A 24,963-nucleotide genomic window follows, 5' to 3' on the forward strand; every position below is an offset into this window, starting at 1 on the left:
GAAGTCGTCTGCGGTGCGTTGCGTCTGGCTGACCGGCCTGTCCGGCGCGGGCAAATCGACCATTGCCGGCCTGCTCCACGATCGGCTGAACGCGCAGGGGCTGCACAGCTGCGTGCTCGACGGCGACCGGCTGCGCACCGGACTCAACGCGGATCTGGGGTTTTCCGAGGCCGATCGCATCGAGAACGTGCGCCGGGTCGGCGAGGTCGCGAAGTTGATGGCCGATGCGGGGCTGATCGTGCTGGTAGCGGTCATTTCCCCCTACCGGGCGCAGCGCCGCCTCGCGCGCGGGCTGTTCGCCGAGGGCGAATTCCTCGAAGTCTTCGTCGATGCGCCGCTGGCGGAGTGCGAGCGGCGCGACACCAAGGGCCTCTACGCGAAGGCACGCCGGGGCGAGTTGAAGAACTTCACCGGCATCGACAGCGCGTACCAGCCGCCGGAAGCACCCGAGCTGCGGCTTTCGACGGTGGACCTGGGTGCGCCGGCGTGCGCCACGCGGATCCTTCAACGGCTGGGCCTGCCGGACTGAAGCGACGCCGGGAGTGCGCCGGGCGTGCGCTGGCCCGGTTACATCTCGAAGGCCTCGACGCGCCTTCCGTCGATGTCGGTGAAGCCGTATTCGCACGCCAGGTCGGCCACGCGCAGCACCTCGCCGGTCTTGCTCATCACGTTCGCGTCCCCCGCCAGCGCGGCCACGGCCCGCCCCAGGTAGCGCGGCGATTCGGTGCGCGCGAGCGCCGGGCGCTGCTGCCAGTGCGCCTCGTCGGTCTGGTGGCCGGCCAGCACGAACTCGGTGCGCATCCAGCCCGGCGACACCGCCACCGACGCCACGCCGTGCGGCTTCAGTTCCTGCGCCATGCCGAAGGCCAGCCGCGTCATCGAGGCCTTGGCCAGGTCGTAGAACAGGTTGCCGCGCAGGTAGTGGCCGCGGTCCCAGAAGGTGGTGGTGACCATCAGGCCCTTCTCCTGCCGCACCATCAGCGGCGCGGCGCAGCGCCCGGCCAGCAGGTGGTTGCGCACGCCGCGGTCGAACATGGCGTCCCAGTTGGCAAGCGGGTGCTCCCAGAACGGCGCGTCGAACACGCCGTTGAAGCTCTCGTGCCCGCCCCAGGCGTTGTTCACGAGCAGGTCGATGCGGCCGGCCTCATGCGCCACACGGGCGAACAGCGCGGCCACCTCGTCTTCCTGCGTGTGGTCGCACCGCACCGCAATGCCGCGCCCGCCCTGGCGCGTGACCTCGTCGGCGGTGTCGTCGATGCTGCCGGGCACGGCGTCCATGCCCGACAGCGACAGCAGTTGCCCATAGCTGCCGGCGGGCTGCGCGCGCGTGCTGCGGCCGGTGACGTACACGGTGGCGCCCGCCGCGCCCAGTTCCAGCGCCATGCCGCGCCCCGCGCCGCGGCTCGCGCCGGTGACCACGGCCACGCAGTCCTTCAGCGCGCGGCTCTTCGTTTCGTTCTGCATCTTCTTCGTCGCTCCTTCGATCCGATGTTGCTGGGAGCGGCCGAAGATAGTCCGCCCTCAGCCCGCCGTCTTGGAAGAACCCGCAATCGCGCGCCCCATGAACTCTGTCGGCGTGACACCGCACAGCGCGCGGAACTCGTTGACCAGGTGCGACTGGTCGTAGAAGCCGCCCTCGAGCGCCACGTCGGCCCAGGCGGGCGACGGTTGGCGGCGCAGCGCGCGCAGGCAGCCATGCATGCGCGCGAGCCGGCTCCAGGCGCGCGGCGAGAGGCCGACATGGGCATGAAAGAGCTGCTGCAGCCGCCGCTCGCCGACACCGATGGCCGCCGCCACCTCGCGCAGCGGCCGGCGCCCGCCGGACGAGGCGATGAGCTGCGCGGCGTGCGTGGCTGCAGCTGCTGCGTTGCCTGCGGTCTCCCGGCCCTGGAGCCGCTGCTGCAGCACGGTGTGCAGCAACGCGACCCGCGCCGCATCGCTGCGCGCCCCGGCCATGCGTTCGAGCAGCAAGGCGCCCTCCCCGTGCCACAAGGCATCGAGGTGCAGCGCACTGCCGTGGATCCCGCCACTCTCGCCGATCTCGCCGGCCGGCACCCCCAGCAATGCCGCCGCGGCGCCGGTGCGCAAGGTGACCGAGAGCCCTTCGACCTTCCGGCGCATGCGCAGAACGACCGGCGTGGCCGATGCGCCGATGGCTTGCACCGCCTGCCCTTCGTTGCCGTTGGCCGACGGCGCGTCGCCGAGGTTGAACACCAGCCGCACCGCGCCGTCGGGCACCACGCGTTCGAGCACCTCATGGCCTTCGGCGAAGTTCTCGCGGTACAGCAGGATGTGCGCGATGTGGCCGCGCAAGGCCGCGCCCACCGGGAACGCACGCAGCGCGCCGGCGGGCACGCCCGATTCCGGCCCGTGCAGGGGGTCGTCGTCGAGCCGGAGGAAGAGGCGTTCGCCCATGGCGGGGATTGTGGGGAAAAACCCGCAGCGGCGCGAGTGCGGCGCCGTCGCCGAAAATCGGCCGCTCCGCCAATCGCCTCCGCCGTTCCCCGCATGCCCACCGCGCTCCCCGTCCTCTATTCGTTCCGCCGCTGCCCCTACGCGATGCGCGCCCGGCTCGCGCTGGTCGCGAGCGGCCAGGCCTGCGAGCTGCGCGAAGTGGCGTTGAAGAACAAGCCGGCCGAGATGCTCGCGGCCTCGCCCAAGGGCACGGTGCCGGTGCTGCTGGCCGAAGACGGCACGGTGCTGGAGCAGAGCCTCGACCTGATGCTCTGGGCGCTGCGGCGCAGCGACCCGCAGCGCTGGCTGCAACCCGCCACCGGCACGCTGGAGGACATGCGCACGCTGATCGCCGCGTGCGACGACGACTTCAAGCACCAGCTCGACCGCTACAAGTACCCCGAGCGCCATGCCGACGGCGGCGAGCCCGCGCGCGAGCGCGGTGCGCAGTTCCTGCGCGGCCTCGAGGCCAGGCTCTCGGCATCGGCCCACCTCGCCGGCGGCCACGCCACGCTGGCCGACGCCGCGCTGATGCCCTTCGTGCGCCAGTTCGCGATGGTCGATGCCGCATGGTTCGACAGCCAGCCATGGCCGCGCCTGCAAGCCTGGCTCGCGGGCTGGACCTCGTCGGCGCTGTTCGAGCGCGCCATGCACAAGTACGCGCCCTGGAAGAGCGGCGAGGCCGGCATCGACTTTCCGCCGGCCTGAGCGTCAGGCGTTCATCGCCATTGCGGAGGCCCGCTGGATGCACTCGATGAAGTGCTGCGCCGCCGGCGTCGTCAGCTGCCCGCGCCGGCGCACCACGCACACGTTGAGCATCGGCAGGCGCTCCTCGACCTCCACGCGGCGGATGCCGTGCCGCTTGAAGGTGAGCTTGACCAGCGGCTCGACGAACAGCCCGATCAGGTCCATGTGCCCCACCAGCCCGAGCGCCACCGTGACCGACTGGCCCTGGATGATGCGCGACGGCGGCGGCAGCCCCAGCGGCGTGAACAGCGGCGCCACCGAATCGCGCCCCCGGTGGTCGTCGCCCGGCAGGATCCACTCGGCGCCGTAGAGGTCGAGCAGCGAGCGCGCCCCGCGCAGCGGATGGCGGTTGCGCATGCCCACCACCAGCTGCACCGGGAACAGCTCGAGCGCCTCGAACTGCGCGTCGAGCGTGCCCGGCACCACGTGCGCCACCGCGAAGTCGAGGTAGCCGTCGCGCAGCCGCGCCAGCATCCACGGCAGCACCGCCTCGCTGAACTGCACGTCGACCGCGGGCAGGCGCGTGTGGAAGTCCTTGAAGGCCGCGGGCAGCACGGTGAGCGCGAACGAGGCGCTCACGGCCATCGACACCGACCCGGTGGCGCCGTCGCGGATCTGCGCGATCTCGTCGCGGGCGCGCTGCATGTCGGCCAGCAGCAGCCGCGCGCGCGGCGCGAAGACCTTGCCGAACTCGGTGAGCCGCACACCCTTCACGCTGCGCTCCACCAGCGGCGCACCCACTTCACGCTCGAGCTCGCGCACGATCTTGGTCACCGCCGGCTGCGACAGCCCCAGCACGCGCGCCGCCGCGCGGATGCTCATCTGCTCGACCACCGCCACGAAGGCGTGCAGCTGGTTGGGTTTCATCGGATGCGCTTCATAGGGTAGACCTCAAGACAACAAAAAGTTATCGTTTTGCCCCAATTATTGTCTTTTCATGACAGTACGGAGTCTCTAGCATCCGGCGCGGTCAGGCCGAACCTTCTGCCTGCCGCCCCCTCGAAAAGCACAACTGGAAAGACATGAGCATTCCTAGCCACCAGCCTTCGCCTTCATCGGTCCCGTCGGCCTCGTCTGCCTCCTCTGCCTCCTCTGCCTCCTCCCCTGCGCGGCGGCGCCAGACCATCGTCGCCACCACCATCGGCAACGGCCTGGAGTTCTTCGATTTCACGGTGTACGGCTTCCTGGCGCTGGTGATCGGCAAGCTGTTCTTTCCGACCTTCAACTCTTATGGCCAGCTGCTGCTGACGGTGGCCAGCTTCGGCGTGGGTTTCATCATGCGGCCGCTGGGCGGCATCGTGATCGGCGCCTACGCCGACCGCGCGGGCCGCAAGAAGGCCATGACGCTCACCATCTTCCTGATGGCGCTGGGCTGCGCGCTGATCGCCTTCACGCCCACGTATGCGGCCATCGGCGTGGCGGCGCCCATCGTCATCGTGCTGGCGCGGCTCATCCAGGGCTTTTCGGCCGGCGGTGAAGTGGGTGCGTCCACCACGCTGCTGGTGGAGCACGCCACGCCCACCAACCGCGGCTACATGGCAAGCTGGCAGTTCGCCAGCCAGGGCCTGGGCGTGCTGCTGGGCGCGGTGGTGGTGGGCGTGCTGACTTCCTCGCTCTCGCCCGAGGCCATGCTGAGCTGGGGCTGGCGCGTGCCGTTCATCCTGGGCATGCTGATTGCGCCGGTGGGCATGTACATCCGCCGCCACCTGGAAGAGTCGCTGCACATCTCGCCGGAGCAGGCCGCCGCGCCGCGCGAAAGCAGCCTGAAGATCGTCTGCACGCAGCACGGCAAGACGGTGCTGGCCGCCATTCTTTCGCTGGTGGGCGGCACCACGGCCGCGTACGTGGTGACCTTCTACATGCCGACCTACGCGGTGCGCGAGCTGGGCTTCACGCCGTCGGTGGCGCTGTTCGGCGCGGCGCTCACGGGCCTCATCTCGTTCGCCTTCGCGCCCTTCGTGGGCAAGCTGTCGGACACGGTGGGCCGCAAGCCGCTCATTCTCTGGAGCCGCATCGCGCTGGCCGTGATGATCTATCCGGGCTTCCTGTGGCTCAACGCCTCGCCCACGCCGGCGGTGCTGTTCACCGTGCTCGGCGTGTTCAGCGTGGGCCTGGTGGCGCAGACGGTGCCCGGCATCACGATGCTGCCCGAGATGTTTCCCAAGGCCGTGCGCGCCAGCGGCATGTCGCTGGTGTACAGCGTGGGCGTGGCCCTGTTCGGCGGCTTCGCGCCCTTCATCAGCACCTGGCTGCTGAACGCCACGGGCAGCAAGCTGGCACCGGCGTGGTACCTGGTGGCGATGACGCTGGTCTCGCTGCTCGGCCTGCTCTGGCTGCGCGACCACACCGGCCGCGACATCGACGCGGCGGGCGCGCACGCCGCGGCCTGATCGCCCGAAGCCCCGAAGCTCTCTTCATTTCAAAGCACAGGAACCCCACCTCATGCCAAGCCAACGCAGCGCCGCCACGCGGTATTTCTCGGGCACGTACGTCGAAGCCCGCGCCAAGTTCCTCGAGGCCGCCGCCCAGCGCGGCGCGGCCGTCGAGTCGTTCGTGCACCCGGCGCACCGCGGCGCGCTCGACGAAGAGCTCGCCACCGACGTGGCGCTGATCGGCGCCATCGACGCCAGGAAGGTGCTGCTCGTGACCTCGGGCACGCACGGCCCCGAAGGCTTCTGCGGCTCCGGCACGCAGGTGGCCACGCTGAACGACACCGACCTGCTCGCGCGGCTGCAACAGGCCGGCGTGGCGCTGCTGCTGGTGCACGCCGTCAACCCGCACGGCTTCTCGCACCTGCACCGCACGAACGAAGACAACATCGACCTGAACCGCAACCACATCGACTTCGACGCGCCGCTGCCGGTGAACGCGGCGTACGCCGACGTCGAGCCGCTGGTGCTGCCCGCCGCCTGGCCGCCGACGCCCGCCGACGAAGCGGCCGTGGCCGCCTACATCGGCCAGCACGGCATGACGGCGTTTCGCGCGGCCGTGACCAAGGGCCAGTACACCTCGCCCGACGGCCTGTTCTACGGCGGCACCGCGCCGTCGTGGAGCAACAGGACCATTCGCGCGATCCTGCGCAAGTACGCCGCCTCGGCCACGCACCTGGGCTGGATCGACGTGCACACCGGCCTGGGCCCCTACGGGCACGGCGAGAAGATCTACCCTGGCCGCAACACGCCCGAAGACCTGGCGCTGGCCCACGAATGGTGGGGCGCCGACGTGTTCGCGCCGTTCGCCGGCGACTCGGCCTCGGCCGACGTGTCGGGGCCGGTCATTTCCACCGCCTACGACGAATGCCCGAACGCGCGCGTGGCGCCCATGGGCCTGGAGTTCGGCACGCTGCCCGACCTGGAAGTGCTGCAGCGCCTGCGCGCCGACACCTGGGTGCGCCGCCATCCGGAAGCGCCGGAATCGCAGAAGCGCGAGATCCGCGCGGAACTGCGCGACGCGTTCTATTGCGACAACGAAGAGTGGAAGGGCATGGTGCTGGGGCAGACGCGCGTGGTGCTGCTGCAGACGCTGCAAGGTTTGCGCAAGGCCTGAGTCCGTCAGGCGATGCGCCGGGCTTCGTTCAGCCGAAGTTCGGCGCGCGCCGTTCGCGCAGCGAGGCCACGCCCTCGCGCACATCGGCGCCGGCGAAGCCCATGAACTCGAGCGCCAGCGAGGCGTCGAAGGTCGGGCCGGCCTGGCGCAGCCAGTTGTTCAGCGCGTACTTGGTCAGGCGGATGGCGCTCTGGCTGCCGGCCGCGAGCCGGTCGGCCACTTCGTAGGCGCGCGGCAGCAGCTCGGCCTCGTCCACCGCGAGCGACACCAGGCCGATGCGCTCGGCCTCCTCGCCGCTGACCGGTTCGCACAGCAGCAGGTGGTACTTGGCCTTGGCCATGCCGCACAGCAGCGGCCACACGATGGCCGCGTGGTCGCCCGCCGCCACGCCCAGGCGGGTGTGGCCGTCGACGATCTTCGCGTTCTTCGTGGCGATCGAGATGTCGGCCAGCAGGCCCGCCACCAGCCCCGCGCCCACGGCCGGGCCGTGCATGGCGCTCACGATGGGCTTGTCGCAGTTGATGATGTTGTAGACGAGGTCGCGTGCCTCTTTCCACACGCGCTGGCGCACCGCGTCGTCGGTGGTCATGTCCTGCACCATGCCGAGGTCGCCGCCGCCCGAGAAGCCCATGCCCTCGCCCCGCAGCACCGCGCAGCGCACGCTGTCGTCGGCCGACACGTCGCGCCAGATCTCGGCGAGCTCGCGGTGCCCGTCATGGCCCGCCGTGGGCAGCTTGCCGTTGGCGGCCCGCATCTGGATGTCGAGCACCGCGCCGTTCGCGCCGCGGCGCGTGATGGCGAGGGTGGTGTAGCGGGCGTAGTCCATGGCGTCTTTTCGAAAATCTATTTCCGGGCGGCCACCTCGCGGCAGCGCTTCACGTTCGCGTCGAAACGCGCGGCCAGCCCGGGCTCGCAGTCTTCGGAGGGGGCGAGCCGGCACATGCCGACCACAGCGTAGTCCATGACGGCGGCGGTGCACATCGGGTAAGCCGCGAGATCGGGGTTGGCCGTGACCTTGAAACCCCAGCGTTCCGAGAACTGCACCGTGCGGACCATGGCGCCGTGGAAGAAGCTGCGGTCCTTGGCGGCGATGGCGGCCTCCATGCGGGGCAGCTCCTCGTTCAGGTAGCCGACCGAGTCGAGCGGGAAGCCGGACGGGTCCTGCTGCGCGGTGGCCACCGATGCGGCAACGACCAGCGGCAAGACGGCCAGCGTGCGCAGGACCGGGGAGAGGGAGAAACGTGGAAGCGTGCGGTGGAAATGCATGGCTGCGAATTTTGCAACGTTTTGAAGCACTTTTGAAATGCCGCGACGCGCCGGCACCACGCCTACCGGCCCTTCTTCTGCTTGTCGAACTTGCGCCAGTACTGGAACTCGTCCTCGTGCACCTCGAGGTCGATCTCCGAGATGCGCTGCTGCAGGCGCTCCTGCACTTCGGCCACGGCCTTGTTGTAGACCAGCGGGCCGACCTCTTCCAGGAAGAAGCCGAGCAAGGCGCCCGCGCCGATGTTGCCGATCGGCTCTTCCATGTTCTCCTGGAAGTAGCGCTGGATCGACGTGATGGCCAGCTGGCGCGCTTCCTTCGAAATCTCGATGGTCATAGGTGTGCGTTTCTCAGGGGTTCGGTCGATCGATTGTGCCGGCCCCGGCCCCGGCCATGACCCGGGCCGCGAACCCGCATGCCGCGCCGCGGCGTCCTTCGCTACCATGCGCACCACACAACAACACCGGAGACAGACACATGAAGTTCCGCCCTGCCGCGCCCGCGGCCCTGGCATCGGCAGCCCTGGCCGCTCTTGCGGCCCTGTCGGGCTGCGCGCCCCTGACGCCCACCGTGCCGCAGCGCCAGCTGATGCTGGTCGCCAACGACGAGAAGCAGACGTGGAACGACGCCGGCGTCGTGGCCCTCGGCCCGATGGGGCGCGACACGGTGCAGGTGCTGGACATCGGCACCGACCCGCTGGCGCCCAAGGTGCTCGGCACGCTGCAGCTGGACAACACCATCGCCGGGCCGCCGACCAACCTCGCGATCACGCCCGGCGAAACGCTGGCGCTGGTGGCCAACTCGCTCAATGTGGTCGAGGAGAACGGCGTGCGCAAGCAGGTGCCCGACAACCGCCTCTTCGTGATCGACCTGACCACCACGCCCCCCAAGCTGCTGGACACGCTGCAGCTGGGCAAGCAGCCCTCGGGCCTGTCGATCAACCGCGCGGGCACGCTGGCGCTGGTGGCCAACCGCGCCGACAACTCGGTGAGCGTGCTGCGCATCGCGGGCAAGAAGGTCACGCTGATCGACACCGTGGCCGTCGGCGAGTCGGTGGCGCACGTGCGCTTCACGCCCGACGGCAAGCGCGCCCTGGCCGCCAAGTTCCCGAGCCACAAGATCGCGCTGCTCGACGTGAATGGCGAGAAGGTCAGCTACAACAAGGTCGACCTCGCGGCGGGCCTGTGGCCCTACAACGTCGACGTGACGCCCGACGGCAAGCTGGCCCTGACGGCCGACAACGGCAACTCGGGCGCGTCCGACGGCCAGGTCGACACGGTGAGCGTGATCGACATGGAAGCGGCGCCGCCGCGCGTGATCGACAAGGTGGTGGTCGGCGACGGCCCCGAAGGCCTGGCCGTGAGCCCGACCGGCAAGCATGCGGTGGCGGTGATCCTGCGCGGCAGCAATGCGGCGAAGAGCGCCTACTTCTACAACCGCAACGGCTCGGTGGTGCTGCTGAAGATCGAGGGCAAGAAGGTCACGCGCGCCAACGAGGTGGTGGTGCGCGGCCTGCCCGAAGGCGCGGTGTGGAGCGCCGACGGCAAGTACCTCTACGTGGGCAACTTCATCGACCAGGACATCTCGATCCTGCGCCTGGACGGCGACACGCTGGTACCGACGGGCAAGTCGTTCCCGCTGCAGGGCCATCCGGCCGCGATGCGCGGGACAATGACGCACTGACCGAACCACTTTCCCCCGAACGAAGAAGACATGGCGCAACCCAAACGACAACTCCGCACGCTCGAGCGCGGCATCCTCTGCCTGGTGATCGGCGCCGCCGTCCTGCTGGGCCCGCGCTTCCTGCAGGGCACGCGCTGGTTCGAGATGGTCGCGGGCGCGTACCTGGTCGGCTGGTTCGCGCTGGTGCTGGGCGTGGCCCTGATCGTGGTCGAGCTGGTCAAGCGCGGCAAGCCGCGCCAGTAGCCCACTGTTCCGACCGCGGCGGCAGGAGGCTCAGGCCTTCTTGCCGCGCAGCTTGCCGACCAGCTCCACCACGGCCAGCACGACGGCGCCGGCCACCAGGCCCACGCCGGCGTTCACGCCCATCGAGCCGAGCGTGCCGAACACGCCGCCCGTGGCCTTGGCCCAGTCTTCCAAGGCATGGCCGAAAGCCGGCACGCCGTGCACCAGGATGCCGCCGCCCACGAGGAACATGGCGGCCGTGCCGGCCACCGACAGCGCCTTCATGAGCCAGGGCGCCGCCCACAGGATGGCGCGGCCGAAGGCCTGCGAGGCGGCGCTGGCGCGCTGGCTCAGGTAGAGGCCCGCGTCGTCGAGCTTCACGATGCCGGCCACCAGGCCGTACACGCCGATGGTCATGATCAGCGCGATGCCGACCAGCACGCTCAGTTGCGTCAGGAAGGGCTGGCCCTGCACGGTGCCCAGCGTGATGGCGATGATTTCGGCCGACAGGATGAAGTCGGTGCGCACGGCGCCCTTGATCTTGTCCTTCTCCATCGCGACCACGTCGACCGAGGCGTCGGCCACGGCCTTCTCGTGGCGCTCGGTGCCGGCGTCGTGCTCCTTCTTGTGCAGGAACTTGTGCGCCAGCTTCTCGAAGCCTTCGAAGCACAGGAACGCGCCGCCCACCATGAGCAGCGGCGTCACCAGCCAGGGCAGCCAGGTGCCGATGGCCAGCGCCGCGGGCACGAGGATGGCCTTGTTGATGAACGAGCCCTTGCACACGGCCCAGACCACGGGAATCTCGCGCTCGGCCCTGACGCCGCTCACCTGCTGCGCGTTGAGCGCGAGGTCGTCGCCCAGCACGCCGGCCGTTTTCTTGGCGGCCACTTTGGTGAGGATCGACACGTCGTCCAGGACGGTCGCGATGTCGTCGAGCAGCAGGAGAAGGCTGGTGGCCATGGGCAAGGGGTGGGCTGAAAAAGAAGCGGCGAGCTTATCCGCTGCCACCACCCCGCCCTTGCAATAACCGTACGCATTCGCCCCGAACGTGGGGCGGATGCAGGCAAATGCGGCCCGGATGCGAACTTACGGACGAATCAGATGGCGAATCAGCGGGCGAATCAAAGGGCGCCGACCGCCAGCGTGAGCATCGCGAGCAGCGAGGCGCCGAACAGCACGAGCCCCACGCGGCGGCGGCGGTGCGTGAGCATCCACAGCGCCACGCCCGACAGCGACAGGAAGATCAGGCTGCCGGCCAGGGTGTCGACCAGCAGGATCCAGGGCAGCGGCATGCCGCCGCCCTTGTGCATGTTGGTGAGCGTGGCGACGAAGCCGTTGTGCGTGGTGGACACGCCGACCGAGCGGTTGCCCTGCCAGTACTCGGCCTGGACGATCTCGTTGGGACCGCCGAAATTGAACACCCAGTGCGCCGGCTGCGTGAGCGCCGGGGCGGTCTTGTCGCTCTTGTCGGCCCAGGCCACGGGCTTGGCCGCCTCGATGCGGCTGCTGTTGGGCGGCCCGCTCATGCGCAGCGCGCCCTGCAGCCACTGGCCCATGGCCTCGGGCGTGTCCGGCACGGGGTCGGGCAGCGCCAGCTGGGCGCGGGTGCGCTCCTGGGCCTGCGGCAGCTTCAGCACGTTGCGGTGGTTGAGCCAGATGCCGCTGAAACCGAACAGCAGCCCCAGCACCGCGCCCCACAGGCCGAACCAGCCGTGGGTGCGGCGGATCCACTGCACGACGGCCGTGCGGCGCTGGTGGGCGCGCACGCGCGCGGCGTGGTCGAGGGTGCGGCCTTCGGTGCTCATGCCGGGCTCAGGTCACGTTGCGCTTGAGGCGGATTTCCTCGACGCGCACGGAGCCCATGGCGGTCGTCTTGGCGGTCTTCATCTCGCGCTTGAAGCCGGCGAGTTCGTGGAAGCGCAGCGCGCGGTCGTTGCGAATGGGCACCCACACGGTGACGGTGGTGCAGCCTTCTTCTTCCAGGCCTTCACGGGCGGCGTCCCAGAGGGCCACGCCCACGCCCTTGTCCCAATGCTCGGGCTTGACGTAGATGGCCCAGATTTCGCCGGTGGTGGGCGGGGTCTTGGGATCGCGCGAGCGGTCGAAGCCCACGAAGCCGACGATTTCGCTGCCCAGCACGGCCACGCGCACCTGCGGTTCGCTGTACTCGATGGCTTCGCGCCACTTGGCCTCGCGCGAGGCGGGGGCCAGCACGGGCAGTTCTTCTTCGGGGAGGATGCCTTGGTAAGCGGCCTTGGCGGCCAGGGCATGGACTTCGGCGACGGCCTTGGCGTCGCGCAGGGTGGCGGGGCGAACTTCGTAATCTGACATGAATGCGGGGAAATCAATGGGACCGCGTATTGTCGCCGCACCGCTAAACTGCCCGCTGTATCCGTCGTAACAACAGGAGAAATCGACATGGCCAAAGGTCAGCAACGCGCCAACAAGGAAGCGAAGAAACCGAAGAAGGACACTTCGCCACCCAAGCCCGTGGGCACTGGCGGCATCGAGCCCGTGCGCACGATCACCACCGCCGTGATTCCCCGCGGCAAGCTCAAGAACAAGTGACCGACGACGCGCCAGCACCGGCGCCGGAAGCCCCAGCACCCGTCCCGGTGGCAGCTGCGGCCAAGAAGGCCCAGCCGCGCAACCCGCTGCACGGGCTCACGCTGGAGGCCATCGTCACCACGCTGGCCGACTACTACGGATGGGAGCACCTGAGCGAGCTGGTTCCCATCCGTTGTTTCGCGATCGACCCGAGCGTGGGCTCCAGCCTCAAGTTCCTGCGCAAGACGCCGTGGGCGCGCGAGAAGGTCGAGAGCCTCTACCTCTTCATGCTGCGCGAGCAACGCCGCGAACAGCAACAGAACCAGCCACCGCAGCCATGAAGGTCCGGCTCGAGCCCTCGGGCCTCGACTTCGAGACCGACGCGGACACCACGCTTCTGAAGGCCGCCGAGGCCGCCGGCATCGAGCTGCCGAGTTCGTGCCGCAACGGCACCTGCCGCACCTGCATCTGCCTGCGGCTCGCGGGCGAAACCCGCCACACCATCGAATGGCCCGGCCTGAGCGCCGAGGAAAAGGCCGAGGGCTGGATCCTGCCCTGCGTGGCGCTGGCGCTGGGCGACCTCTCGCTCGAGGTGCCGGGCGCGCGCTCGCTCTTCGCGGACTAGGACTGCACGGGTCCGGGCTGCGGCCGCACCGCCGGCGCAGCCACCACCAGCCGGTCGCGCCGGGCCAGCGACGGGAACAGCTTGAACCAGGTCAGCGCGACCAGCATCGTGCCCACGCCGCCCACCACCACCGAGCCAACCGGCCCGAGCAGCGCCGCCGTGGCGCCCGACTCGAACTCGCCCAGCTGGTTGCTCGCGCCGATGAAGATCGAGTTGACCGCGCTCACCCGCCCGCGCATGGCGTCGGGCGTCTCCAGCTGCACCAGCGTCTGGCGGATCACCACGTTGACCATGTCGGCGCCGCCCGAAACCGCCAGCGCGATCAGCGACACGATGAAGCTCTTCGAGATGCCGAACACCACCATGCACAGCCCGAACAGCGCAATGGCCAGCAGCAGCGTGCGGCCCACGTTGCGCTCCACCGGCCGGCGCGTGAGCGCGATGGACATCACCAGCGCGCCCACCGCCGGCGCGCCGCGCAGCAGGCCGAGCCCCCAGGGGCCGGTGTGCAGGATGTCCTTGGCGTAGATGGGCAGCAGCGCCACCGCGCCGCCCAGCAGCACCGCGAACAGGTCGAGCGAGACCGCGCCGAGCACGGGCTTGCGCTTCCAGATGAAATCGACCCCCGCGAACACCGTGGCCAGCGTGACCGGCTCGCGCGCGGCCGGCGTGTAGGCATAGCGCAGGCGCAGCACCAGCGCGCAGGCCAGCGCGAAACACACCACGCTCGCGCCGTAGACCACCGCCATGCCCGCCACGAACAGCAGGCCGCCCAGCGCCGGCCCGCCGATGATCGCGCCCTGCATGCCGGCCGAGCTGAAGGCCATGGCGCGTGCCAGCATGCCGGGCCGCACCAGCAGCGGCGTGAGCGCCTGCTGCGCGGGCATCTGGAAGGCCCGCACGGCGCCCAGCACCAGCGACAGGCCCAGCAGCAGGCCGCGCGTGTCGTGCCTGTCCATCACCGCCAGCAGCAGCACCAGCGCCACCAGCCCCTGCACCGCGAAGCACGCGGCCACGATGCGCCCGCGGTGGTGGCGGTCGACGATGTGCCCCGCCAGCAGCGCCAGCAGCAGCGCCGGCACGAACTGGTAGAGGCCGACCAGGCCCAGGTCCCAGGCGCTGCCGGTGAGGTCGTACATGTGCCAGCCGATGGCCACCAGCAGCATCTGCGAGGCGGCGGTGCCGAACAGGCGCGCCGTCCACATCTGCATGAACGGGCGTTCGCGCGTCAGGTCGGAAAAGCTGGGGGGAGAGGTGGCGCCGGCCGCCGGAACGGCGGTGGCAGCGGGAGAGGAAGCGGGGGCGGGAACAGGAGCTGGAGCGGGGCCGGACATTCATTCGAGGATATCCGAGCCTGCATGAGCGGGCCGTGAGCATGCCGCAACGCCCCCGCGGCGCGCTCTCTAAACTCGGCGTACCCATGACCGCCGCGCCGCCTTTGCACCCCGTTCACGAAGACCCTTACCTGCTGGTGCTCGACAAGCCCGCCGGCCTGCTCTGCGTGCCCGGCCGCGGCGAGGACAAGCAGGACTGCCTGAGCACGCGCGCCCAGTCGCAGTGGCCCGACGCGCTGATCGTGCACCGGCTCGACATGGGCACCAGCGGCCTGGTGGTGATGGCGCGCGGCACCGAGATGCAGCGCGCGCTGAGCGCGGCCTTTGCCGAGCGGCGCGTGCACAAGCGCTATGAAGCCGTGGTCGACGGTGCGATGCCGCTGCGCGAAGACTGGTCGCTGATCGACGCTCCGCTCATGGCCGACTGGCCGCGCCGCCCGTTGCAGAAGGTCGACCCCGAAGGCAAGCCGAGCGTCACGCGGTGGAAGGCGTTGTCATTGCCGAGCGGCGAGCCCGCGGCCACGCATGTGCTGCTGGAGCCGCTGACCGGCCGCTCGCACCAGTTGCGCGTGCACCTGCTGTCGATCGGCCATCCGATCCTGGGCGACGCGCTCTATGGGGACGCGGCCTTGCAGGCGCGCGCGCCGCGCCTGCTGCTGCATGCGAGCGAACTGGGCTTCGTGCACCCGGTGACGCGGCAAGAGCTTTGTTTCAAGCGGCCGGCTGAATTCGTGATCACCCCGTAGCCTCCTGGCTTTGGGTTTCTTTCTTAATTGAAGCCGCCCTTCACCACCAGCACCGGCATGTTGGCGTCCTGCAGCACGCGCTGCGTCACGCTGCCCAGCAGCAGTTTCTCGATGCCGCTGCGCCCGTGCGAACCCATCACGATCAGGTCGGCCGCGATGGCGATGGCCGTGTCGACGATGCCTTCGTGCACCACGTGGCCGTCGATCACGCGCTGGTCGCTGTGCAGGCCTTCGGCCGCCAGCGCCGCCACGCCGCGCGCGAGCGCCGCATTGGCGCTGGCCGTGGCGGCGGCCAGGTATTCGTTCTGGCCGAGCGCGTAGTCCGCGCCCACGCCGATGAAGGGGTAGTTGTCGATCACGTGGATCAACGTGATGCGGCTGCCGAAAGCCAGCGCGAGGCCGCTGGCCTTGCTGACGGCGAGCATGGAAGTTTCGGAGCCGTCGATCGGAACCAGGATGTGATTGAACATGGCGGAACCTCGCTTTCGTTCGCAGACAGACACGGGCGGTGCGAGTTTGAAGTCACATGGCGCCGGGTCTCGAATTTAACCGCTGTTGTGCGGGCGGGCTGTAGGACTCGGGCCAGCGACCCCGCGCTGCTTGCGCGCGTGTGCCGCCGCCCCGCTCCGGTGGGGGTTCAGTCCCCCTGGAAACCCTTGGATCGGCAGGTGACCACGAGCGTGTCGCGCCAGCCTTCGCCGCCCTCTTCGAGCGGCTGGATCGGCGTGGACTCGTGGATCACGCGCGCGTCGTCGAGCACCAGCAGGCTCCAGGGCTCGGTCATGGTGAAGCGCTCGCCGCGGCGGCCGTTGGCCTCGAACACGCGCGTCTCGCCGCCCTTGATGCCGTGCCGCCCGAGCAGCGCCACGGCCACCAGGTCGACGCCGTCGCGGTGCGCGCCTTCGGGTGTCGGGCGGCCGATGCCGCCGGCGGTGTCGATGCGGAACTGGTGCGCTTCCACGTACCAGCGCTGCGGTGCCGCGCGCATGTCGCTGCTGGCCTTGCCGAGCTGCTGCAGCAGGCGCTGCCACGCCGGCTTGGCCACGGTGGCGTCGAGCATCGGCGCGAACCAGCGCTGCATGCCGCCATGCAGCGCGTTGTATTCGACCGGCTGCCAGTGCGCGCGATGCGGCACCTGCTGCAGCGTGGCCTGCTCGTCGGCCTCGACGGTGAAGCAGGCGTGGCGGCGCGTGCGGTAGCGCCCGCCGTCCTTCAGGTAGTCGTCGGGCGGGAGATCGTTCCAGTCCACATGCAGCGCGTTCAGCTCCTCGATCGGAACCCCGAGCCATTCGCTCACGCCTTGCGGGCTCAGCACCGCGTAGCCTTGGTCGCGCAGGGCGGCGGTCAGCTCCGGGGGGGCGGTGAACGGGGGAGTGAAGGCGGCGGTGGTCACTGCGCGGCGACCTTCACGTCCTTCCAGAACGCGACGCGGTCGCGGATCTCTTCGGCTTCGGGCTTGGGGTCGGCGTAGTACCAGGCGGCGTCGGTGTTGAGCTCGCCGTTGACCAGCAGCGAGTAGTAGCTGGCGGTGCCCTTCCAGGGGCAGGTGGATTTGTGGTTGCTGAAGGTGACGTAGTCGCGGTTGAGCGCGCTCATCGGGAAATAGTGGTTGCCTTCGACGAGCACGGTGTCGTCGCTTTCGGCGATGGTGACGCCGTTCCAGGTTGCTTTCATGTCTTGGACTCCAGGGGGAGGGGTTGCGGGCGCTGGCCGTTGCGCTGCCGCACGGGGCGTTGGTATTGTGCCGTTGCTTGCGGCTTCGGCTTTTCTGTTGCCGTATCCACCCTATTTGGGTTGGTTTATTTTCCGGGGCCGGGTCTCGCCCCGGCGGGCGACCTACTTTTCTTTGCTTCGCCAAAGAAACGTAGGCAAAAGAAAGGCGACCCTACTGTCTGCGACCCCTGCGCTTCGCTACGGGGCAACCTGCGGTGCTCACGTTTCGCGGGGTCTCGCAGAACTCGCTCCACTGCGTTGCGCTCAAACAGCTGCGAGCCCTGATCCGCGAAACGCTCCGCTCCTCGGCGCAGCCAGAAGGGTTTGGGATCGGGAACCGACGCGCCATCGCTGCGCTCGGCTTAGGAACGGCCATCACAGAAAGCAGAAAGACGGTCGCACCCCGTCCTTGCCCTGCCCTGCCCTGCCCCTGGTTCAACCACTGCAGGCGCGCAGCGCCCGCAGTGCATCGGGCCGAGCGACGCGATGGCCTGTGGGTATCCACCTCCCCTCTGGCTGCGCCGAGGAGCGCAGCGTTTCGCGGATCAGGGCCCACCCTTGTCTGAGCGAAGCGAGTTTGGGTGGGACCCCGCGAAACGCGAGCACCGCAGGTTGCCCGCAGCGAAGCGGAGGGACGCGGGCAGTGGGGTCGCCTTTTCTTTGCTTACTTTCTTTTGGCTAAGCAAAAGAAAGTGAGTCCGCCGCCGGGCGGAATCCCGGCCCCGGGAAAAAACTAGGCAGCCAGCCAATGCACGCTGAAGAGCCTCTCAGGATCCGTCCAAACAGCCCCCGGCCGAAACCCCGCCCGAACAGCCAAGGCACGAAGCCCCTCAACGGTGAACTTGTGCGAGTACTCCGTATGAATGGTCTCGCCCTCCTCGAACCCAAAGGTCTCCCCATTCAAGGAAACGCTCTGGGCCCGACGGCTCACAAGGTGCATCTCGATCCTGCGCAGAGGCGCGTTATAGAACGCGGCATGCGAGAACCCATCCAGATCGAAGTCCGCATCGAGTTCCGAATTGGCACGCCGCAGCAGGTTCAGGTTGAACTCCCCCGTCACCCCTTGCGCGTCGTTGTAGGCCGCGTGCAACCGCCCCGGATCCTTCACCAGGTCCACGCCGATCAGCAGCCCGCCGCCACGCAACATCCGCGCAGCCAACTGCAAGAAGGCCAGCGCCTCCTCAGGTTCGAAATTCCCGATCGTCGACCCCGGAAAAAACCCGACCCGGCGCCCTGCTCCCGCGACAGGTGCGGGCAGCACCAAGGGCATCGTGTAGTCGGCAGCAATAGGCTGCACCAGCAACGCCGGATAGTCGGCCTTCAGCCGCTCGGCGGCCGCCTCCAGATGCTCACCGGAAATGTCGATCGGCAGATAGCGCTTGGGAGATTCCAGCGCGTCCAGCAACAGCCGCACCTTCGTCAACGACCCCGCCCCGAACTCCACGATCTCCGCGTTCGGCCCCACCTGCGAAGCAATCTCCCCCGCGCATTCGCCAAGGATTCGCAGCTCCGTGCGCGTCGGGTAGTACTCCGGCAAGTCGCAGATGCGGTCGAACAGCTGCGACCCCGCCGCGTCATAGAAGAACTTCGGCGAAATGCTGCGCGGAGAACGCGCCAGCCCCTCCTGCATCTCGCGCCCGAACTCGGACAACGGCGCTGCGGTTGCAGCTTCGGCCGCAGGAGAAACGCGGGGCTTCTGCTGCGCCTTCGCGGACACGAACGACAACGAGGAAGAAGAAATTGGATTGCGCATGATCAAAGGTCTTTCGCGAGCCGCAGCCCCGAGAACTGCCAGCGCGCCGCCGGCGGAAAGAAGTTGCGATAGCTGGGCCGCGTGTGCCCCGCGGGGGTGGCCACGCTGCCGCCTCGCAACACCAGTTGCCCCACCATGAACTTGCCGTTGTATTCGGCCGCGATGCCCGGCATGGGTCTGAAGCCCGGGTACGGGTCGTACGACGAACGCGTCCACTGCCAGACGTGCCCCGCCATCTGCGAGATGCCGGGCGCGTCGTACGCCGCTTCCCATTCGAACTCGGTCGGCAGCCGAGCGCCGGCCCATTCGGCATACGCGGCGGCTTCATAGAAACTGAGTTGCGACACTGGCGCATCCGCCTCCACCGGCCGCACGCCGTGCAGGCCGAACACATGCCAACCGCTCGCGTTCTGCGCAGCGCCCGAAGCGCCGCCAAAGCCCAGCCGAGGATCGTCGGACGCGAGCCAGTACGCCGGATGCCGCCAGCCGTTGGCCTGCACCGCGGCCCAGCCGTCGGACAGCCACAGCTCGGGGCGCTGGTAGCCGCCGTCGGCAATGAACTGCGCATAGTCGCCGCAGTTCACCAGCCGGTCGGCAATGGCATGCGGCTGCACCAGCGCACGGTGACGCGGTGTCTCGTTGTCGAACGAAAAGCCCTCGCTTGCATGCCCCACCTCGACCACGCCGCCTTCCTGCGCGATCCAGCGCATCGCAGGCGGCACCGACGCCAGACGCAGCGCGGGTCCGCTCGCGGGCTTGTACGCCGGCAGCATCGGGTTGCACGACAGCGCATGCAGGATGTCGGTGAGCAGCAGCTCCTGGTGCTGCTGCTCGTGGTTCAGGCCGAGCGTGACGATCGGTTCGACGACGGCCCAGTCGATGCCGCCCTGCTCCAGCAGCGCCACCACGGCCTCGTCGACATGGCGGCGGTACGCGTGAACTTCGTCCACGGACGGCCGCGTGAGCAGGCCGCGCTGCGGGCGCGGATGGCGCGGGCCGAGCGCCTCGTAGTACGAGTTGAAGAGGTAATGAAAACGCACGTCGAAGGGCCTGTAGCCCGTGGCGTGCGGCTCCAGCAGCACGGTCTCGAAGAACCACGTGGTGTGCGCGAGGTGCCACTTCGTCGGGCTCGCATCGGGCATGGACTGGATGCACTGGTCTTCGGCGGAAAGCGGGGCGGCGAGTGCGAGGCTGGCGGCGCGCACCTCGCGGAACTTGTCGCGCAGTGCGCCTGCCGCCTGCGGGGTCGGCCGGGAAAGCGTCATGGGGTCTCCAGTCGGGTCAGCTGCAATTTGTAGCCCATCCCGGTTACGGCGGCACGTAGGACAACGCCCCGCGGGACATCGACCGGAAGATCCGCCGGAAAATCGGCGGGCAGCCACTGTGGCACAAGATGCCGGGGCGTGCAGGGCGGCTGCGTATCATCCGTCGGATGCAAACGACCAACCCCTCGGGCAGGCCCCAAGTCGTCATCGTCGGCTGCGGATTCGGCGGGCTCGAAGCCGCGCGCAAGCTGCAGAACGCCGACGTCGACGTGACGGTGATCGACAAGACCAACCACCACCTGTTCCAGCCGCTGCTGTACCAGGTGGCCACCGCGGGGCTGGCGGCACCGTCGATCGCGGCGCCGGTGCGTTCGCTGTTCCGCAAGCAGCCGAACATCACCACGCTGCTGGGCGAGGTGAGCGGCATCGACCCGTTCACGCGCTCCGTGCACCTGGCCAACGGCGACCGCGTGGCGTACGACCACCTCGTCGTTGCGGCGGGTGCCACGCACAGCTATTTCGGGCACGACGAATGGGCGAGCGTGGCGCCGGGGCTGAAGACGCTGGCCGATGCCTTCGAGATCCGCCGCCGCGTGCTGCTGTCGTTCGAGACCGCCGAGATCACCGCCGACCTGGAACGCCGCCGCGCCCTGCTCACCTTCGTGGTTATCGGCGCCGGTCCCACGGGCGTGGAAATGGCCGGCACGCTGGCCGAGATCGCCAAGCACACGCTGTCGGGCGAGTTCCGCCACATCGACCCCGGCAGCGCGCAGGTGCTGTTGGTCGAGGGCGGCCCGCGCGTGCTGCAGGCCATGCCCGAGTCGCTGAGCCAGAAGGCGCTCGAGCAGCTCGAAAAGCTCGGCGTCGAGGTGCGGCTCAACGCGCGCGTGACCGCCATCGATGCCACCGGCCTCGAGGTGCAGACCGGCGGCGGCGCGGACGGTGCACCGGTCACCAGCTACCGAATCAATAGCAGCTGCGTGGTGTGGGCGGCCGGCGTCGCGGCCTCGCCGCTGGGCCGCCTGCTGGGCACGGCCACCGGCGTCGAATGCGACCGCGCCGGGCGCATCAAGGTCGAGCCCGACCTGAGCCTCACCGGCTACCCCGAGATCAGCGTGGTGGGCGACCTCGCCGCCGCCATGAGCCATGCGCCCGACAAGCCGCCCAAGCCCGTGCCCGGCGTGTCGCCCGGCGCCAAGCAGATGGGGCGCGCGGCGGCCGCCAACATCCTGCGCCGCATCGCGGGCCAGCCCACGGTGCCGTTCCGCTATGCCGACTACGGCAACCTCGCCACCATCGGGCGCAACTCGGCCGTGGTCGACCTGGGCACGCCCTTCGGCCCGCTGCGTTTCAGCGGCCGGCTCGCGTGGCTGTTCTGGCTGTTCGCGCACGCGTACTTCCTGATCGGCTTTCGCAACCGCATCGTCGTGATGATGGATTGGGCCGGCGCCTACTGGAGCTTCCGGCGCAACGCGCGCGTGGTGGCCGACGTGCAGGGCAAGAGCGAGTCCTGACGCTCACCGACCCAGGAGAACGCGCGATGTCGCTTGCCCTGTGGACCGTGTGGCATGCCGCCAAGGCGCTGTTCTGCCTCTGGGTGCTGCGCTGGGGTGGCGCCGAGCGGCTCGAGGCCAGCTTTGCCTCCGGCTTCATCAGCAGCTTCGCGCCGCGCTGGAGCGCCGAGGGGTTGCGCATGGCGGCGCTGATCCTGCTGGTGTTCTGCGCCGTCGGCTTCGTGGCGGGCCTGCTTGTACCCTCGCTGCGCTGCTGGGTCGGCGGCGGCTGCTGACCCCGGCACGCGACGACTTCCCCCGCCTTCAGGTCCCGATCACGCCGCCGTCGTTCTTGGTGATGGCGATGGTGGCCGAGCGCGGCCGGCCCGCGCCGTCGGGCCACTTCGACACGGCCAGCGGACGCTCGGGGTCGCTGCGCTCGTTGGCCGGCTCGCCCGGATGCTGGATGTTGATGAACAGCGTGCGCAGGTCCGGCGTGGCGGTGAGGCCCGTGATCTCGCAGCCGGCGGGCCCGAGCAGGAAGCGGCGGATCTCGCCCTTCGTCGGGTCGCAGGCCAGCATCTGGTTGTTCGGCAGGTTGGCGTACTCGCCCTTGCCCAGCGTGGAGGTCGACACGTCGGTCTCGATCCACAGCACGCCGCGCGCATCGACCATCAGGCCGTCGGGGCTGCCGAAGGTGTCGCCCTTGATGTTGCCCTGCGCCTCGTAGCGCGTCTGCTTCGGGTCGCCCGCCAGCACGAGGTGGTTCCACGCGAACCTGGTCGCGTCGAGGTCGCCGCTTTCCTTCCAGCGGATGATCTGGCCCATCGTGTTGTTCGAGCGCGGATTGGCCGCGTCCATGAACGGCTGGCCGGCACCGCCGCGGTTGCTGTTGTTGGTGAGCGTGCAGTAGACCTCCTTGGTGAGCGGGTCCACGGTGGTCCACTCGGGGCGGTCCATCTTCGTGGCGCCCAGCAGGTCGCTGGCCTGGCGCGCCTTGATGAGCACGTCGCCCTGCGTGACAAAGCCCTTGTCGGCCACCAGGCCGTTGCGGCCTTGCACCAGCGCCAGCCATTCGCCCGTGCCGTCCACGTCGAAGCGCGCCACGTACAGCGTGCCGTGGTCCAGCAGGTCGCGGTTGGCCGCGGCGCCGCCGGGCTGCACCTTGTCGCGGCTCACGAACTTGTAGATGTATTCGAAGCGCGAGTCCTCGCCCATGTAGATGACGGCGCGGCCGTCGTCGGTGAGCGCGGTGGCGGCGCCTTCGTGCGCGGCGCGGCCCAGCGCGCTGCGCTTGCGCGGCGTCGAAGCCGGGTCCTGCGGATCGATCTCGACCACCCAGCCGTAGCGGTTCGATTCGTTCGGGTGCTTCGCCGCGTCGAAGCGTTCTTCATGCTCGTGCCAGCGGTACTTGGCGCCGTTGCCCTTCTTGATGCCCCAGCGCTTGTGGTGCGCGTCGGGATGGTCGGTGCCTTCGAAGTAGTCGGCGAAGTTTTCTTCGCAGGTGAGGTAGGTGCCCCACGGCGTGTGGCCGTTCGCGCAGTTGTTGAAGGTGCCCAGCACGCGCGTGCCCGACGGGTCGGCGGCGGTGCGCAGCATGGCGTGGCCGGCGGCGGGGCCGGTCAGCGTCATCGGCGTCAGGGCGGTGATGCGGCGCGCGAAGCGCGAAGGCGCCAGCTGCGTCCACTGGCCGGCGTCGCGGCGCAGTTCGATGACCGACACGCCGTGCGCGTTCATCGACTTGCGCACCTTCTCGCGCGTCCAGGTCTTCATGCCGTCGGTGTGCAGCAGGCCGTCGTCGACGTATTCGTGGTTCAGCACCAGCAGGCCGCGGTTCGATCCCTCGAGCGGAAAGAAGGCCATGCCGTCGTGGTGCATGCCGGCCTGCAGCGCCTGTTCGTCGGCGGTGTTGGAGCCGTCGGCCTTGAAGGCGGGCATCGCGCCCGCGATGCCGGTGGCGTCGCCCCAGCGGTAGAGCACCTGCGTGCTGTAGCCCTCGGGCACGACCACCTTGTCGACCGCCGCCATCGGCACGCTCTTGAAGCCGATCGCGCGGCCCAGCGAGCTCACGTTGCTCCCCGCCGTGGTGGCGCAACCGGCCAGCGTGCCGGCCGCCAGCGGGCCGAACAGGCCGGCCACCGCGGCCGCCACGCCGCCGCGCACGAACACGCGCCGGCTCGGGTCGGACACGTCGTGGATCGTGGGGTTGGTGGAGGGGTTGGAATCCTCCATGCGGTCGAAGTCTTTGGCCATGTTCTTCTCGTGGGGGGTGGCGGGAAGCGGCGATGGTGTCGCCGTCCCGTGAATCCGCCGTGACATGGCCGGGAGGCCAGAGCCTCGAGGGGCCGGAAGCTCAAGCGCTCAGAAGAAACTGCCCCAGTGCGGCTGCTCGTTGCGCTGGCGCTTGCGCCAGTCCCAGGGCGGCGTGGGCTTCGCGTCGGCCCACAGGCCCAGGTGCCGCCCGCGCGCGCTGTCCTGCAGCTTGAAGAGGCCGCCGCCGCGCTTGGTGGCCAGGCGGTTGTAGTCGTACACCCAGGCCCAGCCGTCGGCCACCATGCGGCTGCCGGCGTCTTCGCCGTTGCAGCTCACGTCGGCCACGGTGCGCCCGTACCGGTCGGTGTCGATCTGGGTGATGAGCGCCTTCTCCTGGAAGCAGATGTCGCTGAGCGCCTGCTTGCTGCGCTGGCCGTAGGGCTGCGCCTTCTCGGGCGCGTCGATGGCGGCGATGCGGACCTTCACGCGCTCGTAGGCGCCGATGCGTCCGCAGCGCGCGGTGAGCGTGTCGCCGTCGCTGATGCCCACGACCAGGCAGGAGCGCGGTGCGGCCTGGGAGAGCGCGGGGAAGAGGGAGAAAGCCAGAAGGCCGGAAACGGAGACAACGAAGCGAAGGGAGCGAAGGGAGCGAAGGGAAAGTAGCGCGCGAAAGTGCATGAAGGAGCCGGAGATAGGCAGAATGGCCGGACCGATCGAGGCTAAGTGATCCGCACGCCCGGAGGGATCGGGACACAGACTTTTTCTTTCTTGCGAACCGCGCTTCGAAGGAGACACCTCACATGCAGGAACCCACCCAGGACGACTGGTTTTTCGCGGCAAACGACGCGTGGGACGCCGGCGCGCACAAGAAGGCGCTGTCGCTGTTCCTCAAGGCGGCGGCCGCGGGCGAGACCCATGCGCTCAACAGCGTCGGCTACTTTCTCGACCACGGCATCGGCGTGAAGCAGGACAGCGCCGCCGCGCGCGACTGGTACCGCAAGGCCGCCAAGGCCGGCGACATCGCGGGCTGCGCCAACCTGGCCATCTGCTACCGCGACGAAGGCAACTTCCGCTGGGCCCGCTTCTGGTTCGAGCGCGCCTACGCGCAGGGCGACGGCGACGCCGCACTCGAACTCGGCCGCCTCTTCCTCTGGGAAGGCCCGAACCAGAACCACCGCAAGGTGGTCGACTACCTGACGAAGGCGGTGGCCGCCTCGCATGTCAGCGTGGACGGGAAGAAGGAAGCGGGGAAGCTCCTGAAATCTCTGGGCCGAAAGTGAGGGGCCCGCCGGCCACCGCCGGCACCGTCGACTAGGGC

At 69.3% G+C, this 24,963-nt stretch carries 29 protein-coding genes and 1 pseudogene; 13 read left to right on the forward strand and 17 right to left on the reverse strand.

The annotated features are described in order from the left end of the window. Nucleotide 1: 1 nt before the first annotated feature. A pseudogene (cysC, locus tag BM004_RS08620) lies at nucleotides 2-529 on the forward strand (adenylyl-sulfate kinase); the annotation flags it as partial. A gap of 38 nt (nucleotides 530-567) precedes the next feature. Here the strand turns inward: cysC and BM004_RS08625 are convergent. Beyond that, the gene (locus tag BM004_RS08625) at nucleotides 568-1,464 is read right to left on the reverse strand and encodes an SDR family oxidoreductase (RefSeq protein ID WP_093212582.1); all 897 of its coding nucleotides are present in this window, start codon (nucleotides 1,462-1,464) and stop codon (nucleotides 568-570) included. 57 nt (nucleotides 1,465-1,521) lie between these two features. Further along, the gene (locus BM004_RS08630; protein ID WP_093212584.1) at nucleotides 1,522-2,415 is read right to left on the reverse strand and encodes a helix-turn-helix transcriptional regulator; all 894 of its coding nucleotides are present in this window, start codon (nucleotides 2,413-2,415) and stop codon (nucleotides 1,522-1,524) included. A 93-nt stretch (nucleotides 2,416-2,508) separates the two neighbouring features. On the opposite strand from BM004_RS08630, the gene BM004_RS08635 reads away from it, so the two are divergent. Next, on the forward strand, nucleotides 2,509-3,162 hold the full coding sequence (locus tag BM004_RS08635) for a glutathione S-transferase (protein ID WP_093212586.1): 654 nt from the start codon (nucleotides 2,509-2,511) through the stop codon (nucleotides 3,160-3,162). Nucleotides 3,163-3,165: 3 nt separating this feature from the next. Here the strand turns inward: BM004_RS08635 and BM004_RS08640 are convergent, their stop codons facing one another. Beyond that, nucleotides 3,166-4,068: a LysR substrate-binding domain-containing protein gene (locus BM004_RS08640; protein WP_093212588.1), complete on the reverse strand. Its 903-nt coding sequence runs from the start codon at nucleotides 4,066-4,068 to the stop codon at nucleotides 3,166-3,168. Between the two features lie 155 nt (nucleotides 4,069-4,223). On the opposite strand from BM004_RS08640, the gene BM004_RS08645 reads away from it, so the two are divergent. After that, nucleotides 4,224-5,591, forward strand: coding sequence for an MFS transporter (locus tag BM004_RS08645; protein WP_093212590.1), 1,368 nt, complete (start codon nucleotides 4,224-4,226; stop codon nucleotides 5,589-5,591). A 52-nt stretch (nucleotides 5,592-5,643) separates the two neighbouring features. Continuing rightward, nucleotides 5,644-6,747, forward strand: coding sequence for a M14 family metallopeptidase (locus BM004_RS08650; RefSeq protein ID WP_093212592.1), 1,104 nt, complete (start codon nucleotides 5,644-5,646; stop codon nucleotides 6,745-6,747). A 28-nt stretch (nucleotides 6,748-6,775) separates the two neighbouring features. On the opposite strand, the gene BM004_RS08655 is transcribed toward BM004_RS08650, so the two are convergent. The 3 genes from BM004_RS08655 to BM004_RS08665 form a co-directional block, all read right to left on the reverse strand. Next, the gene (locus BM004_RS08655; RefSeq protein WP_093128340.1) at nucleotides 6,776-7,573 is read right to left on the reverse strand and encodes an enoyl-CoA hydratase/isomerase family protein; all 798 of its coding nucleotides are present in this window, start codon (nucleotides 7,571-7,573) and stop codon (nucleotides 6,776-6,778) included. A 17-nt stretch (nucleotides 7,574-7,590) separates the two neighbouring features. Further along, nucleotides 7,591-8,013 (reverse strand): hypothetical protein, encoded by a 423-nt coding sequence (locus BM004_RS08660; protein WP_093128338.1) that lies wholly within the window; start codon nucleotides 8,011-8,013, stop codon nucleotides 7,591-7,593. Between the two features lie 62 nt (nucleotides 8,014-8,075). Then, complete coding sequence (locus BM004_RS08665; RefSeq protein WP_093128337.1) at nucleotides 8,076-8,348, reverse strand: DUF2164 domain-containing protein; 273 nt, start codon at nucleotides 8,346-8,348, stop codon at nucleotides 8,076-8,078. A 140-nt stretch (nucleotides 8,349-8,488) separates the two neighbouring features. Between BM004_RS08665 and BM004_RS08670 the strand changes: the two genes are divergently transcribed. Both BM004_RS08670 and BM004_RS08675 read left to right on the forward strand, forming a co-directional pair. Continuing rightward, the gene (locus BM004_RS08670; RefSeq protein ID WP_093212594.1) at nucleotides 8,489-9,694 is read left to right on the forward strand and encodes a YncE family protein; all 1,206 of its coding nucleotides are present in this window, start codon (nucleotides 8,489-8,491) and stop codon (nucleotides 9,692-9,694) included. A 30-nt stretch (nucleotides 9,695-9,724) separates the two neighbouring features. After that, nucleotides 9,725-9,937, forward strand: coding sequence for a hypothetical protein (locus BM004_RS08675; RefSeq protein WP_093128334.1), 213 nt, complete (start codon nucleotides 9,725-9,727; stop codon nucleotides 9,935-9,937). A gap of 30 nt (nucleotides 9,938-9,967) precedes the next feature. Here the strand turns inward: BM004_RS08675 and BM004_RS08680 are convergent, their stop codons facing one another. The 3 genes from BM004_RS08680 to BM004_RS08690 form a co-directional block, all read right to left on the reverse strand. Beyond that, on the reverse strand, nucleotides 9,968-10,876 hold the full coding sequence (locus BM004_RS08680; protein ID WP_093212596.1) for a DUF808 domain-containing protein: 909 nt from the start codon (nucleotides 10,874-10,876) through the stop codon (nucleotides 9,968-9,970). Nucleotides 10,877-11,037: 161 nt separating this feature from the next. Beyond that, entirely contained in the window at nucleotides 11,038-11,721 is a 684-nt protein-coding gene (locus BM004_RS08685) for a PepSY-associated TM helix domain-containing protein (RefSeq protein WP_093212598.1), read from the reverse strand. Nucleotides 11,722-11,728: 7 nt separating this feature from the next. Further along, nucleotides 11,729-12,247 carry a GNAT family N-acetyltransferase gene (locus BM004_RS08690; protein ID WP_093128331.1) on the reverse strand — a complete coding sequence of 173 codons (519 nt, stop codon included), beginning with the start codon at nucleotides 12,245-12,247 and terminating at the stop codon, nucleotides 11,729-11,731. A gap of 87 nt (nucleotides 12,248-12,334) precedes the next feature. On the opposite strand from BM004_RS08690, the gene BM004_RS41370 reads away from it, so the two are divergent. The 3 genes from BM004_RS41370 to BM004_RS08700 are packed head-to-tail and all read left to right on the forward strand — an operon-like array spanning nucleotide 12,335 to nucleotide 13,088. Further along, complete coding sequence (locus tag BM004_RS41370) at nucleotides 12,335-12,484, forward strand: hypothetical protein (protein WP_015866429.1); 150 nt, start codon at nucleotides 12,335-12,337, stop codon at nucleotides 12,482-12,484. Between the two features lie 47 nt (nucleotides 12,485-12,531). Beyond that, entirely contained in the window at nucleotides 12,532-12,804 is a 273-nt protein-coding gene (locus tag BM004_RS08695; protein WP_093128330.1) for a VF530 family protein, read from the forward strand. After that, on the forward strand, nucleotides 12,801-13,088 hold the full coding sequence (locus BM004_RS08700) for a 2Fe-2S iron-sulfur cluster-binding protein (RefSeq protein WP_093128328.1): 288 nt from the start codon (nucleotides 12,801-12,803) through the stop codon (nucleotides 13,086-13,088). The genes BM004_RS08695 and BM004_RS08700 overlap by 4 nt, the downstream gene beginning before the upstream one ends. On the opposite strand, the gene BM004_RS08705 is transcribed toward BM004_RS08700, so the two are convergent. Further along, nucleotides 13,085-14,299, reverse strand: coding sequence for an MFS transporter (locus BM004_RS08705; RefSeq protein WP_093212600.1), 1,215 nt, complete (start codon nucleotides 14,297-14,299; stop codon nucleotides 13,085-13,087). The genes BM004_RS08700 and BM004_RS08705 overlap by 4 nt on opposite strands. A gap of 209 nt (nucleotides 14,300-14,508) precedes the next feature. Between BM004_RS08705 and BM004_RS08710 the strand changes: the two genes are divergently transcribed. Then, nucleotides 14,509-15,168 (forward strand): RluA family pseudouridine synthase, encoded by a 660-nt coding sequence (locus BM004_RS08710; RefSeq protein ID WP_093212602.1) that lies wholly within the window; start codon nucleotides 14,509-14,511, stop codon nucleotides 15,166-15,168. 23 nt (nucleotides 15,169-15,191) lie between these two features. Here BM004_RS08710 and BM004_RS08715 read toward each other — a convergent pair whose 3' ends face one another. The 5 genes from BM004_RS08715 to egtB form a co-directional block, all read right to left on the reverse strand. Further along, a complete protein-coding gene (locus BM004_RS08715; protein ID WP_093128323.1) occupies nucleotides 15,192-15,638 on the reverse strand; it encodes a universal stress protein in 447 nt (148 codons plus the stop codon). Between the two features lie 167 nt (nucleotides 15,639-15,805). Further along, nucleotides 15,806-16,561, reverse strand: coding sequence for a 2OG-Fe dioxygenase family protein (locus tag BM004_RS08720; RefSeq protein WP_093212604.1), 756 nt, complete (start codon nucleotides 16,559-16,561; stop codon nucleotides 15,806-15,808). Continuing rightward, nucleotides 16,558-16,842, reverse strand: a complete 285-nt coding sequence (locus BM004_RS08725; RefSeq protein ID WP_093128320.1) for a DUF427 domain-containing protein — start codon at nucleotides 16,840-16,842, stop codon at nucleotides 16,558-16,560. Before BM004_RS08725 ends, BM004_RS08720 begins: the two co-directional genes overlap by 4 nt. 772 nt (nucleotides 16,843-17,614) lie before the next feature. Further along, nucleotides 17,615-18,634 carry an L-histidine N(alpha)-methyltransferase gene (gene egtD / locus BM004_RS08735; protein ID WP_093128319.1) on the reverse strand — a complete coding sequence of 340 codons (1,020 nt, stop codon included), beginning with the start codon at nucleotides 18,632-18,634 and terminating at the stop codon, nucleotides 17,615-17,617. Nucleotides 18,635-18,636: 2 nt separating this feature from the next. After that, nucleotides 18,637-19,899 (reverse strand): ergothioneine biosynthesis protein EgtB, encoded by a 1,263-nt coding sequence (gene egtB / locus BM004_RS08740; protein ID WP_093212606.1) that lies wholly within the window; start codon nucleotides 19,897-19,899, stop codon nucleotides 18,637-18,639. 167 nt (nucleotides 19,900-20,066) lie between these two features. Between egtB and BM004_RS08745 the strand changes: the two genes are divergently transcribed. Then, the gene (locus BM004_RS08745) at nucleotides 20,067-21,413 is read left to right on the forward strand and encodes an NAD(P)/FAD-dependent oxidoreductase (RefSeq protein ID WP_093212608.1); all 1,347 of its coding nucleotides are present in this window, start codon (nucleotides 20,067-20,069) and stop codon (nucleotides 21,411-21,413) included. Between the two features lie 26 nt (nucleotides 21,414-21,439). After that, nucleotides 21,440-21,688, forward strand: a complete 249-nt coding sequence (locus BM004_RS08750; RefSeq protein WP_093212610.1) for a hypothetical protein — start codon at nucleotides 21,440-21,442, stop codon at nucleotides 21,686-21,688. Between the two features lie 28 nt (nucleotides 21,689-21,716). Here BM004_RS08750 and BM004_RS08755 read toward each other — a convergent pair whose 3' ends face one another. Further along, nucleotides 21,717-23,645: a PhoX family protein gene (locus BM004_RS08755; RefSeq protein WP_093212612.1), complete on the reverse strand. Its 1,929-nt coding sequence runs from the start codon at nucleotides 23,643-23,645 to the stop codon at nucleotides 21,717-21,719. Between the two features lie 108 nt (nucleotides 23,646-23,753). Next, complete coding sequence (locus tag BM004_RS08760; protein WP_093212615.1) at nucleotides 23,754-24,323, reverse strand: thermonuclease family protein; 570 nt, start codon at nucleotides 24,321-24,323, stop codon at nucleotides 23,754-23,756. Between the two features lie 122 nt (nucleotides 24,324-24,445). Between BM004_RS08760 and BM004_RS08765 the strand changes: the two genes are divergently transcribed. Beyond that, a complete protein-coding gene (locus tag BM004_RS08765; protein WP_093128310.1) occupies nucleotides 24,446-24,925 on the forward strand; it encodes a tetratricopeptide repeat protein in 480 nt (159 codons plus the stop codon). Nucleotides 24,926-24,963 lie beyond the last annotated feature (38 nt).

It is taken from the genome of Variovorax sp. OK212 (assembly GCF_900112425.1).
GTDB lineage: Bacteria > Pseudomonadota > Gammaproteobacteria > Burkholderiales > Burkholderiaceae_C > Variovorax.

Coding starts and splice junctions, on each gene's coding strand:
- BM004_RS08660 (WP_093128338.1), bottom strand. CDS start 8,013: ATGCATTTCCACCGCACGCTTCCACGTTTCTCCCTCTCCCCGGTCCTG.
- egtD (WP_093128319.1), bottom strand. CDS start 18,634: ATGCGCAATCCAATTTCTTCTTCCTCGTTGTCGTTCGTGTCCGCGAAG.
- BM004_RS08700 (WP_093128328.1), top strand. CDS start 12,801: ATGAAGGTCCGGCTCGAGCCCTCGGGCCTCGACTTCGAGACCGACGCG.
- BM004_RS08755 (WP_093212612.1), bottom strand. CDS start 23,645: ATGGCCAAAGACTTCGACCGCATGGAGGATTCCAACCCCTCCACCAAC.
- BM004_RS08760 (WP_093212615.1), bottom strand. CDS start 24,323: ATGCACTTTCGCGCGCTACTTTCCCTTCGCTCCCTTCGCTCCCTTCGC.
- BM004_RS08655 (WP_093128340.1), bottom strand. CDS start 7,573: ATGGACTACGCCCGCTACACCACCCTCGCCATCACGCGCCGCGGCGCG.
- BM004_RS08705 (WP_093212600.1), bottom strand. CDS start 14,299: ATGCAGATGTGGACGGCGCGCCTGTTCGGCACCGCCGCCTCGCAGATG.
- BM004_RS08685 (WP_093212598.1), bottom strand. CDS start 11,721: ATGAGCACCGAAGGCCGCACCCTCGACCACGCCGCGCGCGTGCGCGCC.
- BM004_RS08625 (WP_093212582.1), bottom strand. CDS start 1,464: ATGCAGAACGAAACGAAGAGCCGCGCGCTGAAGGACTGCGTGGCCGTG.
- BM004_RS08675 (WP_093128334.1), top strand. CDS start 9,725: ATGGCGCAACCCAAACGACAACTCCGCACGCTCGAGCGCGGCATCCTC.
- BM004_RS08635 (WP_093212586.1), top strand. CDS start 2,509: ATGCCCACCGCGCTCCCCGTCCTCTATTCGTTCCGCCGCTGCCCCTAC.
- BM004_RS08650 (WP_093212592.1), top strand. CDS start 5,644: ATGCCAAGCCAACGCAGCGCCGCCACGCGGTATTTCTCGGGCACGTAC.
- BM004_RS08670 (WP_093212594.1), top strand. CDS start 8,489: ATGAAGTTCCGCCCTGCCGCGCCCGCGGCCCTGGCATCGGCAGCCCTG.
- BM004_RS08765 (WP_093128310.1), top strand. CDS start 24,446: ATGCAGGAACCCACCCAGGACGACTGGTTTTTCGCGGCAAACGACGCG.
- egtB (WP_093212606.1), bottom strand. CDS start 19,899: ATGACGCTTTCCCGGCCGACCCCGCAGGCGGCAGGCGCACTGCGCGAC.
- BM004_RS08750 (WP_093212610.1), top strand. CDS start 21,440: ATGTCGCTTGCCCTGTGGACCGTGTGGCATGCCGCCAAGGCGCTGTTC.
- BM004_RS08680 (WP_093212596.1), bottom strand. CDS start 10,876: ATGGCCACCAGCCTTCTCCTGCTGCTCGACGACATCGCGACCGTCCTG.
- BM004_RS08640 (WP_093212588.1), bottom strand. CDS start 4,068: ATGAAACCCAACCAGCTGCACGCCTTCGTGGCGGTGGTCGAGCAGATG.
- BM004_RS08745 (WP_093212608.1), top strand. CDS start 20,067: ATGCAAACGACCAACCCCTCGGGCAGGCCCCAAGTCGTCATCGTCGGC.
- BM004_RS08710 (WP_093212602.1), top strand. CDS start 14,509: ATGACCGCCGCGCCGCCTTTGCACCCCGTTCACGAAGACCCTTACCTG.
- BM004_RS08645 (WP_093212590.1), top strand. CDS start 4,224: ATGAGCATTCCTAGCCACCAGCCTTCGCCTTCATCGGTCCCGTCGGCC.
- BM004_RS41370 (WP_015866429.1), top strand. CDS start 12,335: ATGGCCAAAGGTCAGCAACGCGCCAACAAGGAAGCGAAGAAACCGAAG.
- BM004_RS08725 (WP_093128320.1), bottom strand. CDS start 16,842: ATGAAAGCAACCTGGAACGGCGTCACCATCGCCGAAAGCGACGACACC.
- BM004_RS08715 (WP_093128323.1), bottom strand. CDS start 15,638: ATGTTCAATCACATCCTGGTTCCGATCGACGGCTCCGAAACTTCCATG.
- BM004_RS08690 (WP_093128331.1), bottom strand. CDS start 12,247: ATGTCAGATTACGAAGTTCGCCCCGCCACCCTGCGCGACGCCAAGGCC.
- BM004_RS08665 (WP_093128337.1), bottom strand. CDS start 8,348: ATGACCATCGAGATTTCGAAGGAAGCGCGCCAGCTGGCCATCACGTCG.
- BM004_RS08630 (WP_093212584.1), bottom strand. CDS start 2,415: ATGGGCGAACGCCTCTTCCTCCGGCTCGACGACGACCCCCTGCACGGG.